At 60.7% G+C, this 15,717-nt stretch carries 15 protein-coding genes; 7 read left to right on the top strand and 8 right to left on the bottom strand.

The features are described from left to right. Window positions 1-27: 27 nt before the first annotated feature. The 4 genes from ACR0MM_RS05365 to ACR0MM_RS05380 all read left to right on the top strand — a co-directional run bounded on the left by ACR0MM_RS05365 (window position 28) and on the right by ACR0MM_RS05380 (window position 4,709). A complete protein-coding gene (locus tag ACR0MM_RS05365; protein ID WP_170370747.1) occupies window positions 28-708 on the top strand; it encodes a type 1 glutamine amidotransferase in 681 nt (226 codons plus the stop codon). After that, window positions 708-2,066 carry a glutamine synthetase family protein gene (locus tag ACR0MM_RS05370; protein WP_480694834.1) on the top strand — a complete coding sequence of 453 codons (1,359 nt, stop codon included), beginning with the start codon at window positions 708-710 and terminating at the stop codon, window positions 2,064-2,066. The genes ACR0MM_RS05365 and ACR0MM_RS05370 overlap by 1 nt, the downstream gene beginning before the upstream one ends. A gap of 12 nt (window positions 2,067-2,078) precedes the next feature. Further along, window positions 2,079-3,383, top strand: a complete 1,305-nt coding sequence (locus ACR0MM_RS05375; protein WP_480694836.1) for an NAD(P)/FAD-dependent oxidoreductase — start codon at window positions 2,079-2,081, stop codon at window positions 3,381-3,383. 111 nt (window positions 3,384-3,494) lie between these two features. Continuing rightward, window positions 3,495-4,709, top strand: a complete 1,215-nt coding sequence (locus tag ACR0MM_RS05380; protein WP_480694838.1) for a DegT/DnrJ/EryC1/StrS family aminotransferase — start codon at window positions 3,495-3,497, stop codon at window positions 4,707-4,709. 48 nt (window positions 4,710-4,757) lie between these two features. Here the strand turns inward: ACR0MM_RS05380 and phaR are convergent, their stop codons facing one another. From phaR to ACR0MM_RS05395, 3 genes are all read right to left on the bottom strand, one after another. Beyond that, window positions 4,758-5,312 carry a polyhydroxyalkanoate synthesis repressor PhaR gene (gene phaR / locus ACR0MM_RS05385; protein WP_480694840.1) on the bottom strand — a complete coding sequence of 185 codons (555 nt, stop codon included), beginning with the start codon at window positions 5,310-5,312 and terminating at the stop codon, window positions 4,758-4,760. 136 nt (window positions 5,313-5,448) lie between these two features. Then, window positions 5,449-5,895, bottom strand: coding sequence for a phasin, PhaP (locus ACR0MM_RS05390; protein WP_480694842.1), 447 nt, complete (start codon window positions 5,893-5,895; stop codon window positions 5,449-5,451). A gap of 129 nt (window positions 5,896-6,024) precedes the next feature. Next, entirely contained in the window at window positions 6,025-7,827 is a 1,803-nt protein-coding gene (locus ACR0MM_RS05395; RefSeq protein WP_480694844.1) for a PHA/PHB synthase family protein, read from the bottom strand. A 111-nt stretch (window positions 7,828-7,938) separates the two neighbouring features. On the opposite strand from ACR0MM_RS05395, the gene phaZ reads away from it, so the two are divergent. Both phaZ and ACR0MM_RS05405 read left to right on the top strand, forming a co-directional pair. Next, window positions 7,939-9,210, top strand: coding sequence for a polyhydroxyalkanoate depolymerase (phaZ, locus tag ACR0MM_RS05400; RefSeq protein ID WP_170337826.1), 1,272 nt, complete (start codon window positions 7,939-7,941; stop codon window positions 9,208-9,210). Next, window positions 9,210-9,794, top strand: coding sequence for a DUF6151 family protein (locus ACR0MM_RS05405; RefSeq protein ID WP_480694846.1), 585 nt, complete (start codon window positions 9,210-9,212; stop codon window positions 9,792-9,794). Before phaZ ends, ACR0MM_RS05405 begins: the two co-directional genes overlap by 1 nt. Here ACR0MM_RS05405 and ACR0MM_RS05410 read toward each other — a convergent pair. From ACR0MM_RS05410 to ACR0MM_RS05430, 5 genes are all read right to left on the bottom strand, one after another. Further along, the gene (locus ACR0MM_RS05410) at window positions 9,791-10,501 is read right to left on the bottom strand and encodes an alpha/beta fold hydrolase (protein ID WP_480694848.1); all 711 of its coding nucleotides are present in this window, start codon (window positions 10,499-10,501) and stop codon (window positions 9,791-9,793) included. The two genes, ACR0MM_RS05405 and ACR0MM_RS05410, sit on opposite strands and share 4 nt — an antisense overlap. Window positions 10,502-10,585: 84 nt before the next feature. Continuing rightward, window positions 10,586-11,200, bottom strand: a complete 615-nt coding sequence (locus tag ACR0MM_RS05415) for a hypothetical protein (protein WP_480695336.1) — start codon at window positions 11,198-11,200, stop codon at window positions 10,586-10,588. A 20-nt stretch (window positions 11,201-11,220) separates the two neighbouring features. Further along, on the bottom strand, window positions 11,221-11,646 hold the full coding sequence (locus ACR0MM_RS05420; RefSeq protein WP_480695338.1) for a VOC family protein: 426 nt from the start codon (window positions 11,644-11,646) through the stop codon (window positions 11,221-11,223). Next, entirely contained in the window at window positions 11,646-12,638 is a 993-nt protein-coding gene (locus ACR0MM_RS05425) for an alpha/beta hydrolase (RefSeq protein ID WP_480694850.1), read from the bottom strand. The genes ACR0MM_RS05420 and ACR0MM_RS05425 overlap by 1 nt, the downstream gene beginning before the upstream one ends. Next, window positions 12,638-13,387 carry an alpha/beta fold hydrolase gene (locus ACR0MM_RS05430; RefSeq protein WP_170446685.1) on the bottom strand — a complete coding sequence of 250 codons (750 nt, stop codon included), beginning with the start codon at window positions 13,385-13,387 and terminating at the stop codon, window positions 12,638-12,640. The genes ACR0MM_RS05425 and ACR0MM_RS05430 overlap by 1 nt, the downstream gene beginning before the upstream one ends. Window positions 13,388-13,606: 219 nt before the next feature. On the opposite strand from ACR0MM_RS05430, the gene thrS reads away from it, so the two are divergent. After that, complete coding sequence (gene thrS, locus ACR0MM_RS05435) at window positions 13,607-15,565, top strand: threonine--tRNA ligase (protein WP_480694852.1); 1,959 nt, start codon at window positions 13,607-13,609, stop codon at window positions 15,563-15,565. Window positions 15,566-15,717: the final 152 nt, after the last annotated feature.

The raw sequence follows: 15,717 nt of genomic DNA on the forward strand, positions 1-15,717 counted from the left end.
ATTGAATTTGATCAAATTTGGTGACTCATGAAAATCGGCATACTGCAGACCGGCCACGCGCCCGAACCGCTGGAACGATCGTTCGGCGACTACGACCTGATGTTTCAACAGCTTCTGGACGGCAACGATTTCGAGTTCGTGACTTATGCGGTGGTGGATGATGTGTTCCCCGACAGCGCAAGCGACTGCGATGGATGGGTGATCACCGGCTCGCGTCATGGCGCCTACGAAGATCATCCGTGGATCCCCAAGCTCGAGCAATTGATCCGCGAGATCCAAGCGGCACGGAAACCGTTGATCGGGGTCTGTTTCGGCCATCAGATCATCGCTCAGGCGTTGGGCGGCAAGGTTGAAAAGTTCGGCAAGGGTTGGGCGATCGGACGCACGGAGTATGACTATGACGGGCGCAAGGTTTCGTTGAACGCGTGGCACCAGGATCAGGTGACGGCCCTGCCCGACGGCGCCCAGCTATTGGGTAGCAACGCGTTCTGCAAGAACGCGATGGTTGCCTACGGGGACACGATCTGGACGGTGCAGGCACACCCCGAATACTCCAACGATTTCATTCAGGGCCTCATGGAGACACGTGGTAAAGGCGTGGTGCCCGACGCCCTGATGGACGACGCAAAAACCCGATGGAACGCTCCGGATGACAACGCCAATATCGGGCGTTTCATGGCAGAGTTCCTGAAGAAAGAGAGGGCCTGATGGCCGACTGGACAGACCAACTTCCACAAGCAGCACGGGATTACATCGAAGGGCACCGACTGGACGAGGTCGAGTGCATCATCTCGGACCTGCCGGGGATTGCCCGCGGCAAGGCGGTTCCGGCATCGAAATTCGCCAAGCAGGCCTATTTCCATCTACCCGACAGCATTTTCTACCAAACCATCACTGGTGACTGGGGTGAGGCCGCGGGTGAGGATGGGTTCATCGAACGCGACATGATCCTCAAGCCCGATTTCAGCACGGCCTCGGCGGCACCGTGGACCGGTGACTGGACCCTTCAGGTGATCCATGACGCCTACGACAGGGACGGCGATCCGATTCCGTTCAGCCCGCGCAACGTGCTCAAACGCGTGGTCCAGCTGTACAAGGACAAAGGGTGGAAACCGGTTGTCGCGCCCGAGATGGAGTTCTTTCTGGTCGCCCGCAACGTGGACCCGGCCAAGGGGATCGAGCCGATGATGGGCCGCTCGGGCCGTCCGGCTGCCGCGCGGCAGGCCTATTCCATGACCGCCGTGGATGAATTCGGCCCCGTGATCGACGACATCTATGATTTCGCCGAGGCGCAAGGGTTCGAGATCGACGGCATCACCCAGGAGGGCGGCGCCGGTCAGCTTGAGATCAACCTGCGCCATGGCGATCCGGTCAAGCTGGCCGACGAGGTGTTCTATTTCAAACGCCTGATCCGCGAGGCTGCGCTGCGCCATAACTGTTTTGCCACCTTCATGGCCAAACCGATCGAGGATGAGCCGGGATCGGCCATGCACATCCATCACTCGATCATCGACATGGAGACGGGCAAGAACCTGTTCTCGGGGCCTCAGGGCGGCGAGACCGATGCGTTCTACAACTTCATCGCCGGTCTGCAGCTGCACCTGCCCGCCGGGCTGGCGGTGATGGCGCCCTACGTCAACTCGTACCGGCGCTACGTCAAGGACCATGCCGCCCCGATCAACCTGGAATGGGCGCGCGACAACCGTACCACGGGGATACGTGTGCCGCTGTCGGGTCCCGACAGCCGCCGGGTGGAAAACCGCATCGCAGGGATGGATTGCAACCCTTATCTGGGCATCGCCGTGTCGCTGGCCTGCGGCTATCTTGGCCTGGTCAATCAGGACCGGCCGCGCCGTCAGTTCTATGGCGACGCTTACGAAGGTGACGGCGACATCCCGCAGGTCATGGGCAACGCGCTGGATCTGTTCGACCAGGCCGAAGCCTTGCATCAGGTTCTGGGCCCCGAGTTCGCCCGCGTCTACAGCATCGTGAAACGCGCCGAATACGAGGAATTCCTACAGGTGATTTCGCCGTGGGAGCGTGAACACCTGCTGCTGAACGTCTGAGCCATGTGCGCCATGAACCTGCTGTACAGCAATGACAAACGCGGCACCTACCCGCCCAGCTGGTATGCCGCCACCGCGCACCCGCGAACCCCGACCGAGCCTTTGCGCGGCGATGTCACCGCCGACGTGTGCGTCGTGGGTGGAGGGTATACGGGTCTTTCGACCGCGCTGCATCTGGCCAAGGCCGGGTTCAGCGTGGTCCTGCTTGAGGCGCACCGCGTGGGGTTCGGTGCCTCGGGGCGCAATGGCGGGCAATTGGGCAGCGCCCAGCGCATGGATCAGGAAGACCTGGAAAAGCTGGTCGGACGCGAAGACGCGGCCAAGCTGTGGGATCTGGCCGAAGACGCAAAGACGCTGACCAAATCCCTGATCGGACGCCACGGCATCGATTGCGACCTGAAACCGGGCATCGCCACGCTGGGCGTAAGCGACGGCGAACGGGGCGAATTGCACGACCACGCCAAGCACCTGAAAACCGCCTACGGCTATGACCAGCTCGAGCTGTTGGATGCCGAAGCCGGACGCGCGCTTTGCCCCTCGCCGGCCTATGCAGGCGGATATCTGGACATGGGCGCGGCCCATCTGCACCCGTTGAACTATGCGCTTGGCCTGGCCGAGGCCGCCTTGGCCGCCGGCCTGACGCTGCACGAAAACACCGAGGTTCTGGGCATCGAGGAAGGCCCGCGCGTCACCGTTCGCACCGAGCAGGGTTCGGTCACGGCCGACCATCTGGTTCTGGCCGGCAATGGCTATCTGGGCAACCTGAACCGCAAGGTCGCGGCGCGGGTCATGCCGATCAACAATTTCATCGCCGCGACCGAGCCGCTGGGCGCCGAGGCCGCAAAGGTTCTGACGCAGGACGTGGCCGTTGCCGACACGAAATTCGTGGTGAACTATTTCCGCCTCAGCGCCGATGGGCGACTGCTGTTCGGCGGTGGCGAGAGCTATGGCTATCGCTTTCCATCCGACATCGCCGCCAAGGTCCGCAAACCGATGACCGAGATATTTCCGCATCTGCGCGACGTTCGGATCGACTATGCCTGGGGCGGCACGCTGGCCATAACCATGCGGCGGATGCCCTACCTGACGCGTCTGGCGCCCAACATCCTGTCGGCCTCGGGCTATTCCGGTCATGGGGTCGGCACCGCAACCCATGCCGGTCAGTTGATGGCGCTGGCCATCCAGGGCCAGTCCGAAGGGTTCGACACGATGGCCCGCGTGCCCGCTCTGCCTTTTCCCGGGGGCTCGGCCCTGCGCAGCCCTCTGCTGGTGCTGGCGATGACTTGGTATGCCCTGCGTGATCGGCTGGGCCTTTGACCCACCACTTGTGACGGTTCGGTGAAATTTCGCCCAGCAGGCGAATGAAGGCTTGGTTTACGCGGGCTTTCATTTTATCTTTTCCAAACATAGAATTTGGGATTATCAAATATGACGCTGCCACCCAACGTCCACGACGCCGAACCCATCCCCGCCGCTGCCAGAGACGCGATCGAAGCCCTGATGCAATCCGGGGACCTGTTCCGCTATACCGCGCCGCAGGACGCGCCGGTTGCTTTGCTTGAGGCCGAATTCGCCGAGTTGCTGGGCAGCAAATACGCGCTGGCGGTGTCGTCCTGTTCGGCGGCGTTGTTCTTGTCGCTCAAGGCGCTGGGGCTGCCGCGGGACGCGCGGGTGCTGATCCCGGGCTTTACCTTTGCGGCGGTGCCCTCGTCGGTGGTTCATGCCGACTGCGTTCCGGTCCTGTGCGAGGTGGGCGACAATTACCGCATCGACATCGACGATTTCGCGGACAAGCTCGACGACGCTCAAGCGGTGATCATCAGCCACATGCGCGGCCATACCTCGGACATGGACGCGATCATGGCGCTGTGCGACGCGCGCGACATCCCGGTGATCGAGGACGCGGCTCATTCGCTGGGCACCACTTGGCATGGCCGCAACATCGGCACCATCGGCAAGGTGGGCTGTTTCTCGTTCCAGTCCTACAAGATGATCAACGCGGGCGAAGGAGGCATCCTTGTCACCGACGACGCCGACCTGGTCGCCCGCGCCGTGATCATGTCGGGCGCTTATGAGCACAATTGGAAGAAGCACAAAGGACCGCACGGCCAGAATACGCCCGATCTGGAGCAGGCCTTTGCCCGATGGCAGAACAAGCTGCCGCTCTACAATCTGCGCATGAGCAACCTCAGTGCCGCGGTGATCCGCCCCCAACTGCCCGAATTGGCGCGGCGGGTGCGGGACGGGCTGGCCAACCACGACTATGTCGCGCAGCGCCTGAACAGTTCACCGCATATCCACGTACCCAACCCGTTGACACCAGAGCGACGCGCGCCGGATTCGATCCAGTTCAACCTGGTCGATCTGGACCAAGACCAGATCAAGGCATTTGCCGCTGCCGCCGAGGGCCGTGGCGTCAAGGTGCAGGTGTTTGGTCTGAGCGAGGACAACGCACGCGCCTTCTGGAACTGGCAGTTTCTGCCAGAGCAGGTCGATCTGCCTCGAACGCGCGAAATGCTGATGAAAGCCTGCGACGTGCGCCTGCCGGTGCGCCTGACCCGCGCGGAACTGGATGTAATCGCCGACATCATCCTGGCTTCGGTCGGCGAGGTTACCGCGCCCGAAGTGGCCTTCGGCACCTGACCCCAGCGTAAGAAAGAAAAGGCCCGGGTTGTCCGGGCCTGTATGATATCAGCTGAGCTTGGAAAGCTTCTGCTGCAATTCAGCCAGTTGTTTCTTGATGTCGTCCAAGTCTTCATTCGACTCGGACTTGCCTTCTTCGTCCTTGTCCGGCCCGGACCAATTACCCGACAGCCCGCCAGTCATGGCCTTCAGGAACGCCTGCTGCTGCGCCTGCATTGCTTCGAACCCGGGCATGCTGCTCATGGGGTTCATCGCACTCATGTTTTCCATCATCTTGGCCTGGCTTTCGCGCAGCATCTCAAAGCTGGATTGCAGGAATTGCGGCATCATGCCCCCGCCCGGCACCATGTAGCTGCGCACAAGGTCATTCAGAACGTTCACAGGCAGAACGTTTTCACCCCGGCTTTCATGTTCGGCAATGATTTGAAGCAGATACTGTCGTGTCAGGTCGTCGCCGGTTTTCAGGTCGATAATCTGAACCTCGCGCCCGTCGCGGATGAACCCAGCGATGTCCTCGAGCGTGACGTAGTCGCTGGTCTCGGTGTTATACAGCCGACGGCTGGCATACCGCTTGATCAGCAGAGGTTTATCTTTGTCCGACACCGTTTACCCTCCCCAAGGATGATGCGTTGCAGCAGAGGTTATGCGACTGCAGAACAAAAAGAAAGGGCAGGTCAATGGACCTGCCCTTAGCGATTGCACCAATTTGGGAGGGATGGGTGCGTTTCGCGGATCTTGCTTACTTGGCAGCCGTTGCTTTCTTGGCAGCAGCGGTCACTTCGGTGGTGGCTTTCTTGACGGCCGCGGTGGTTTCTTCCGCAGCTTCTTTGCCAGCAGCCATCAGCAGCTCGACGGTTTCCGACTGAACTTTCTTGGCGATTTCAGCGAAAGCAGCCAGGTTCTCGGCAGCAACTTCAGCCGAAGCGCTGGCGAAATCGGTTGCTGCTTTGGCGTAGTCGGCCGGCTCTGCTTTGGCTTTCGACATCTCGCTCAGCTTGGCCAGAGTTTCCTTGGTCCACTTGTTCGAGATTTCAGCCGATTTCTCGGCAGCTTCCAGAGCAACGCCCGACAGCTTTTCGTTCAGCGAAGCGGTCGATTTGAATGCATTTTCAACGGCGGAGGTGTCCACCGGGAACGCGCCCATCATGTCTTTCATGATCGCGGTAAAGTCTTGGGTCTTTGCCATTGTCCTAATCCTTTCAGCCGGTCCGGGCCCACCCCGGGTTTCATCAGCTTGAGGACAATATGATTGCTGCGGCGCAGCATTTCAAGTTTTTTTTGCTGCGCCGCAGAATTTTTTAGTTTCAATGTGAAATCAAGACTTTGGTTTGGCGACTACATAGGTTCCTGGCGCCGGAGCCAACGGTGGGTGGCTCGAATCACCCGGTTCGCGTGCCGGAACCTGCTTACCAGACCGCTTCTTCAACCAAGCCTCCCAGCGGGGCCACCACGAGCCTTCGTGGAAGCTTGCCTCTTTCATCCAGGTATCGGCATCCGCCTTGAGATCGGGGTTGGTATAGTGACCGTATTTCTTTTTGCTGGGCGGATTGACGATGCCTGCAATATGTCCCGATTCCGAAACGATGAAGGTTTTGCTGTGCGCTCCCATTTTCTGCACGCCGCGATAGCAGTCTTTCCAAGCGGCGATATGGTCCGTCTCGCAAGTGATCGCCATCAACGGCACATCCACGTCGCGAACATGCACCTTGTGGCCCATCAATTCGAACCCGTCCGAGGCGAACTCGTTGCGCTGACACAAGCCACGTAAATACTGCACAGCCATTTTCGCGGGCAGGTTCGCGCCGTCCCCGTTCCAGTACAACAGATCAAAGGCGGGTGGCGTCTCGCCCAGCATGTAGCTGCGGATCGCCGGTCCATAGACCAGGTCGCGAGACCGAAGGAACGACATCGTGCGCGCCATGATCCATGACCGCAGCACACCTTCCTTGTTCACCTCTTCCTCGATCCCGTCGATGAAATCATTCTGCAGGAAGGGGGTAAACTCGCCCTGATCCGAAAAATCGGTCAGCGCCGTGAAGAACGTGGCGGATTTAATCGACTTGTCACCGCGCTGTTTCAAAAGCGACAGAGTGAGGCTTAAGGTCGTTCCGGCAATGCAGTACCCGACCGCATTGACTTGTTTGACCTTGCAGATCTTCTTGGCCTCTTCTACCGCCGTCAGGAATCCGTCCTGAACGTAGTCTTCCATTCCCGTTTCGGCATAGCTGGCATCCGGATTGACCCAGCTGACGACGAACAAGGTATAGCCCTGATCGGTGATCCACTTGATCAGGCTGTTCTGTGCCTTCAGATCCAGGATGTAGAACTTGTTGATCCAGGGCGGGAACAGAACGACGGGGGTTTCATAAACCGTCTCAGTCGCCGGACTGTACTGGATCAGTTCCATCATCCGATTTCGATAGACGACTTCTCCGGGTGTTGTGGCCAGGTTGCCGCCCACCTTGAACGCGTTTTCATCCGCCAGCTTGACGATCAGCTCGCCATCATTGGCTTCGAGATCGGCAACAAGATTCTCCAGCCCCTGGATCAGCGACTGGCCATCGGTTTCTATCGCCTTCTGCAGAGCGTCGGGGTTGGTCGGCAGGAAATTCGTCGGCGACATCATGTCGACAATCTGCTGCGAGAAGTATTTCAGCCGCCGCTTGTCCTTGGCGTCCAAGTCCTCGACCGACTCCACCGCGTTCGCGATGGCTTCGGCATTGGTCAGGTATTGCTGTCGGACAAGACGGAAATAGGGGTTCGTATCCCACAGCGGGTTCGAGAAGCGTTTATCCTTGCTCGGAGCCTCGTCCGCTTCGCCTTCACCCGCCAGCAGGGCCTGCTGCGCCGCAGCAAAATTCAGGACGGACTTGCCCCAGTATTCCAGCTGTTGTTCCAACAACTTGGCCGGGTTCTGCAGGGCCTCGGCCCAATAAGCAGTTGCTGCTCTTGCAAAAAGTTCCTGATTCGGGCCGTCCAGCGCGGGAGTATGAGCTTTTTTCGACGCCATCACCTCGATCAGCCGCTTGGACAGATCTTCGACTTTCAACATGTTTTCCTTAAGGCGTTCAACGTGTTCGTCGCTTAAGTCGGGCATGTGGCCTTCACTTGTTGTCATTTTAACAAATCCCCCCTAACCTCGCTGCTGTGCAGAATATCGTCGTGGGCACCGGGGGGCAAAGCGACGAATGGTCCGAACTCTCAGGCTGACATTTAGGAGGCCATTCCCGTGCGTTACATGATGACCTACGACCTGATGGAAACCATGCGCAACACCAACCAATGGCTTGGTGCAACCGCAAGCGCGATGGCGTCCTACCCCCAGTTTTCCATGATCCCCAATCCGGCATTCAACTGGATGGCCGCGTGGGGCGAAGTAACCGAACGCACGTTTCAACGCATGGTCGTGAAACCCGATTGGGGTATCCGAACGTTTACCTGCGAAGACGGCAAAGATCATCTGGTGGATGTCACCTCCGTGCTTGAACGCCCGTTTGGCGATCTGGTCCACTTTCGCGTGAATGGCCGCAAAGAGCAACCGCGCAAGGTGCTGTTGGTTGCGCCGATGTCCGGACACTACGCCACCCTGCTGCGCTCGACCGTCAAGAGCCTGCTGGTCAATTGCGAAGTCTATGTGACCGATTGGCATAACGCGCGCGACATCCCCGTGTCCGAAGGCAAGTTCGATGTCGAGGACTACACCCTGTACCTTGTCGATTTCATGAAGGAGCTGGGGCCGGACACGCATGTCGTCGCTGTCTGCCAGCCCGCGCCCCTGACCCTTGCGGCGACGGCGTACCTTGCCGAAACCGACCCCAAGGCGCAGCCCAGCACGCTGACGCTGATCGGTGGCCCGGTTGACCCTGACGCAACCCCGACCGAAGTCACCGATTTCGGCCGCCGGGTGACCATGGGCCAGCTTGAGGAAACGATGATCCAGCGGGTGGGCTTCAAATACAAGGGCGTGGGACGCATGGTTTATCCCGGGCTTCTTCAATTGGCATCCTTCATGTCGATGAATGCCGAGCGCCATGGCAAGGCGTTCTCCGACCAGATCCAGCGCGTCATGCGGGGTGAGGCGTCGGATCATGACGCCCACAACCGTTTCTACGATGAATATCTGGCCGTGATGGACATGACGGCAGAGTTCTACCTCTCGACGGTCGAGCGGGTGTTCAAGAACCGTGAGATCGCCCGGAATGAGTTCATCGTGGCTGGCCACAAAGTCGACATTGGCAAAATCACGGATGTGGCGGTCAAGACGGTCGAAGGCGCCAATGACGACATCTCGGCCCCCGGCCAGTGTATCGCAGCGCTGGACTTGTGCACCGGCCTGCCCGACAGCAAGAAGGCCAGCCATGTCGAACCCGGCGCGGGCCACTACGGTATCTTCGCCGGACGCAGTTGGCGTGACAATATCCGCCCGCTGGTCATAGATTTCATGAACGAAAACAGCCGCAAACCGCGCCGCCGCGCGGCCAACAGCAACAAGGTTGCTTGATGTCCGCAGACCCGGCGCCTGCCCTTCCGTTCGCCTGCAACTGCGGCCAGCTTGGCGGCGAGATCACGGCCAAGGGGGTGTCCAGCGGCACCCATGTTGTCTGTTTCTGCCCAGATTGCCGCGCCGGACAGCTGTATTTTGGTCAACCTGACCCCGCACCGGGGTCGGTAGACATTTTTCAGATGTCGCCCGAATATATCCGCATCACCAAAGGCGCCGAGAACCTGGCCGTAATGCGGCTGGGACCCAAAGGTCTGTTTCGATGGTACGCCAAATGCTGCAACGCGCCTGTGGCGACCACCACCAGCAGCATGAAGTTCCCCTTTGCCGGATTTGATGTCGCCAGGTTTTCCGATCCATCCCCTCTGGGGCCTGTGAAGACCCGCGCCCATGTCCCGCAGGCGAATGGCAAATGGAAGCACGAGAATGTGGCTCCTGCTGTTCTCGGCATGATCCGCAGAGTCATTTCGGCGCGCCTTTCCGGTCGTTGGAAGCAGACTCCGTTCTTCGACGTCGCAACCGGCAATCCGTTTGTGGCTCCGCATGTCATCAGCCTTGAAGAACGCAAGGCGCTGTACGACTAGAAAGCCCGCACGGGTATGTTCAACCAGTCGGACAGCGCGTCGGTGGTTTCACTCGGCGCTTCAAGCGTTGGTAGATGCCCCGCCATATCCACCACATGCAAGGCTGCACCGGGGATCAACTCGGCCATGAAACTGTGTTTTCTGACCGGCGTTAAAGTGTCGTGTGCCCCGCACAGAACCAAGGTCGGCATCTTTATTCGCCGCAAGGTGCCCTGCTGATCCGGACGGCGCTGCAGAGCGCGCATTTGGCGCACGAACAGTTCCGGCCCTAGCTCCAGCGCCATTTCCAGCATGTCGTTCAATATCGGGATCCGCTGCGGCCCGGGGGCCAGCGTGTCCGAGCCCAGAACCTTGCGCATGACATCCTCAAGACGGCCAGCCTGCGCCGCAACGATCAACTCTTCGCGGTCAGCGGCGATCTGGGGGGTATCGGCCTGCGCATCCGTCGCCATGAGGCAAAGGCGGGTCACGCGTTCCGGGGCCCGGCGCACCAGTTCCAACGCAACAATGCCCCCCATGCTCAGACCAGCCAACGCAAAGCGGCGCGGCAACTGGTCCAAAAGCGCCGAGGCAATCTCTTCGATCCGATCACCGCCTCCGATCGGCGCGACCATCACCGGCCGGGTCTGAGACAGCCGGGTTGTCTGCGGCTGAAACAGCCGTGCATCGCACATCAATCCTGGCAACAAGACCAGCGGCTCGATCACGCAGGCCCTCCTTGTACTGGCCGATCGGCTCGGCCGTTTTGTTGATCAGGATGAGAGTTTCGACGCAGACGGGCAAGAAAAACTTTAGGGATAGCGGATTGCGCGAAATTCAGGAAAGTCCGCATAGCGCCGACGGCGTTCGTTCAGAGTCTCATCCGGATCGGCACCGGCCCTGAGCAGACTGCCACGCGGCGCAATGTAGCTGTCGATCCGGCGCAGCGGGGTGGGCCGCCACACCAGGTTGAAGGCGCAGAGTTTGGGAAAGAACCAGATCTCGGAATAATCCAGATGATCGTGCATCCACCAGGCCAGATCGCGCCAGTCCCTGCCTTGTGCGTAACGGTCGGCAAACCATGGGATAACGATCGAGGCTCCGGCAATTCGCGCCTCGCCTGTGCCGCGGTCCCAGATGTGGCATTCAAGTGGATGATCGTTGCGGGCGCAGTTCAACTTGTTCTCGTTTCCAAACCGGTTCAGCGAGGGTGACCGGTATCCAGACCGGACGGCAACACGCCCGAATGTTTCCTCCAACGGATCCAGAAGGGTTTCGCAGAATGCACGGCCGGTTTCGATGGCCAGATCCGGGTTGTCCGGCAGGTTCTGTTTTTCGTGAAAGTTCCCGATCTCGGAATACAGGAAATCGCGCATGAAGAAATGGCGCGACAGGCGCACGCGGCCCAGGGTCTCGAGGCTCCACATGCTGCCCGGTCTGCGCATATTCAATACCCGTTCCAGCGAAAGGCCCCATCCGACGCGAGGGCCGAGTACGGGTTGAAAGCAACTTCCCAGATCGTGCCATCCGGTGCCCGAAAGTACCCATGGTGCCCGCCCCAGAACACGTCCGAGGCTGGTTTCAGGATTTCGGCCCCCGCTGCCTCGGCAGCTTGCAACAGTTCGGCGACACCCTCCTTGGACCGGCAATTGTGGCCGAGCGTCATCGCGCCGCGACCCAGGGTTTCAACGCCAACCCCGATTTCTTCGACCAGCGCGGTCAATGAATACAGACCCAGCGTCTGGCCGATCAGGTCAAAAACGATCACCCCGTCCGGGCTGTCGGTGCGACGCCAGCCCAGCGCCTCGTAAAAGCGGGCTGCGGCTTCGGGATCTTCGGCCCCGATCGTGATCAAGCTGACGCGTTGCTCCATCACTCTGCCCCCAAACCGTTCAGCCATTGCAGAATACCTGCCACCGTCGCATCGGTCTGCCCCGGCGACATCAGCCGTCCGGCAATGACGTGCGATTGCGGGTCGTCACCCGGCCCCATGGTTACGGTCTGAACGGTCGCAGGTGCCCCCCAGTCTTCTGCAACTTTGTGCGTCAGGTCGGGCCGAACCACCTGATCGTCATCCGAGAACCAGAACAGAGCCGGCACCAGTGCGCCCGAAGAATCCAGTGCGTAGACGGTATCGACCAGCACTGACATCGGAACCACCGCCTCCCACGGATAAGAGGACGACCAGTACAGGTTCTTTTCCGGATCAGGGCCCGACACGTCGCGGGTTTCCCCCATCAGCAACGGCAGCCAGCTGCGCGCCCAAGGCAGCGACGGGATCCAGGATCCGGCCGCCTGCACCCCGAAATTGGGCGAGATGAACACCATCCCGACCACATCCTTGCTCAGTTCAGGATCCAGCGCCGCGGCTGCCGCCAGGGTTCCCCCGGTCGAGGTCGAGATCACGATAACCTTGTCGCCCACGGCGCGGGCGGCGGCCAGGCCTTCGGCCATGTCCCGCATCCAGCCCGAGGCCGTCCCTTCGGCCATTGCCAGCCCGTCGCGCCCGTGCCCCTGCAGGCGCGTATAGACCAGATTGGCCCCCAGCGCGTCGGCGATCCTGTCGGGCACCGGGCGGATTTCCTCGGACGAGGCCGAGAACCCGTGCACATAAAGTACCGAATAAGGCGTGCGCCGTTCCTTGAATCCGTCCTGCCAGATCACCCGCTTTTCGACACCCGGCACGATATCATCATAGGCGGACTCGATGCTTTCGAAATAGACCTGAACCCCCTCGCCGAACTTGCGCGGATCGAACCGCGGGTGCAGATCCACCTCTTCGCGCGGGCCGAACCAGTAGATCAGCCCGCCGACCACCACCAACGCCAGCAAGGCCCGCCCGAGAAACCGCCCCAGCCGCCGCATCAGTTGCCCCCCATCACGTCGCGAACCGCATCTTCGATCAGCCCCAGACACGGCCCGTCCGAGAACCGGTGGTCGGCATCCTTGACCAACAACAGCCGCATGTCCGGACCGCTGGCATGGTCGAGCAGCCGTACCGCCGTCTCGGTGGAAACCGCCGTATCCGCCGTGCCTTGCAGGAACCGCACCGGAAACGGCAGGTTCAAGGGCGACCGCAACACCAGCCGCGTCCGCCCATCCTCGATCATCCGCTTGGTGATGATGTAGGGCTCCATGTAGTCCGAGGGCAGTTCAACATGCCCGACCGTCTCCAGCGCCTGTTTCTGTTCGTCGCTGAACGAGGACCAATAGCCGTCCTCGGTGAAATCCGGCGCCGCAGCGATGGTGACCATCCCCGCGATCCGCTCGGGCATGGCCCGCGCAAGCAGCAATGCCTGCCAGCCGCCCATAGACGAACCCACCACGATCAGCGGCCCCTCGGTCAGCGCGGAAACCGCCGCAACCGTATCCTCGTGCCAATCCCCGATGCAGCCCTCCTCGAACCGGCCGGAACTTTCCCCATGCCCGGAATAGTCGAACCGCAGATAAGCCTGCCCACGCGCCCGCGTCCAGTCCTCAAGATGCACCGCCTTGGTGCCCTCCATGTCCGACTTGAGACCACCCAGAAAAACGACCGTAGGCCCTGCCCCTTCGCTCTTGTGATAGGCCAGCCGCCGCCCCTGCGGCGTGTCTAGAAATGTCGTCGCTGCCATGAAACCCTCACATGCTTTTCCAGCATCATGCACGCGCCGCGCCCAAGTGCAATTCCCGCCCCTCCGTCATCTGGCGGCAGATATCCCGCGGCACGCTTGGAGCAGAGCCCTCTGCCCGCCAACGCTTGACACAGCCACCACCACCTGCCAAACGGACCCGACAGCATAACCCGCAACCGGGCGTTCAGTGGGCGCCAAACCGACGAGGAGAGCCAGACCATGGCCCTGGATTCAAAATCCGTCTCTCTTACCTTCCCCGATGGCAATTCCCGATCCTACGCGGCAGGCGTCACGCCGGCCGAGGTCGCTGCCGACATCTCCACCTCGCTGGCGAAAAAGGCCATCTCGGCCGCCGTCAACGGCCAGCATTGGGACCTGCAGTGGCCCATCGAACAGGATGCCGAAATCGCTCTCCATACGATGAAGGACGAGGCCCAGGCCAACGAGCTGATCCGCCACGACTTCGCGCACGTGATGGCCCGCGCGGTGCAGGAAATCTGGCCCGACACCAAGGTCACCATCGGCCCGGTCATCGAAAACGGCTGGTATTACGACTTCGACCGCGCAGAACCCTTCACGCCCGAAGATCTCGGCCTCATCGAGAAAAAGATGAAAGAGATCATCAACAAGCGCGATCCCGTCACCACCGAGATCTGGGACCGCGAGCGTGCCATCGCGTTCTACAAGGCCAACAACGAGCCCTACAAGGTCGAACTGATCGAGGCGATTCCGGGTGACGAACCGGTACGCATGTATTGGCACGGCCATTGGCAGGACCTGTGCCGCGGCCCGCACCTGCAGCATACCGGCCAGCTGCCCGGCGACGCCTTCAAGCTGATGTCCATCGCCGGCGCCTACTGGCGTGGCGACAGCAACCGCCCGATGCTGCAGCGTATCTATGGCGTTGCCTTTACCGGCAAGGAAAAGCTCAAGGCGCACCTGCACATGCTGGAAGAGGCCGCCAAGCGCGACCACCGCAAGCTGGGCCGCGAGATGGACCTGTTCCACATGCAGGAAGAGGCCCCGGGCCAGATCTTCTGGCACCCCAACGGCTGGACCATCTACACCCAGCTTCAGGACTATATGCGGCGTGCCCAGCACCGCGGCGGCTATGTCGAGGTCAACACCCCGCAGGTGGTCGATCGCAAGCTGTGGGAACGCTCGGGCCACTGGGACAAGTATCAGGAGAACATGTTCATCGTCGAAGTTGACGAGGAACACGCCCGCGAAAAGGCCGTAAACGCGCTCAAACCGATGAACTGTCCGTGCCACGTGGAAATCTTCAAACAGGGCCTGAAATCCTATCGCGACCTGCCGCTGCGTATGGCCGAATTCGGATCCTGCGCGCGCTACGAACCCTCGGGCGCGCTGCATGGCATCATGCGGGTCCGGGGCTTTGCCCAGGACGACGCGCATATATTCTCGACCGAGGACCAGATCGGCGACGAATGTGCCCGCTTCATCGGGTTTCTGACCGATGTCTACAAAGATCTGGGCTTTGACAGTTTCAAGGTCAAATTCTCGGATCGCCCCGAACAGCGCGCCGGCTCGGACGAGGTCTGGGACAAGGCCGAAGAAGCCCTGCTGACCGCCACCCGCGCTGCGGGGGTCGAGCCGGAACTGAACCCCGGCGAGGGCGCCTTCTATGGGCCGAAGCTGGAATTCGTCCTGACCGACGCAATCGGGCGTGACTGGCAATGCGGCACATTCCAGGTGGATTTCGTCCTGCCCGAACGGCTGGATGCTACCTATGTCGGCGCCGATGGGGCCAAACACCGTCCGGTGATGCTGCACCGCGCCTGCCTGGGGTCGTTCGAACGGTTCATCGGCATCCTGATCGAAGAACACGCCGGCAAACTGCCGTTTTGGCTGGCGCCGCGCCAGGTCGTCGTGGCCTCGATCACCTCCGAGGCCGATGAATATGTTCTGGAAGTGGTCGATACACTCAAGGCCGCCGGTGTCCGGGCCGAGGCCGACATCCGCAACGAGAAGATCAACTACAAGGTCCGCGAGCATTCGGTCGGCAAGGTGCCGGTGATCCTGGCCGTCGGCCACCGCGAGGTCGAAGAGCGCACCGTCAGCGTCCGCCGCCTGGGCGAGAAGCAGACCCAGGTCCAGCCGCTTGACGCTGTAACAAAAGAACTGGCGCACGCGGCAACGCCCCCTGATCTTCTGTAACATTCGGCACAGTCTTGCCGCCAATCCGGCCCCCAGCACGGGGCCGGATTGAAACATTTCTGGATTTCCTAATTTATTACAGTGTGTTAACTTGCAAGGGGCATTAACGCTCCCTGACACGGCCGTGAGACACGGGCTCGTGAATTCAACAG

The organism is Ruegeria sp. BC6, assembly GCF_056539185.1.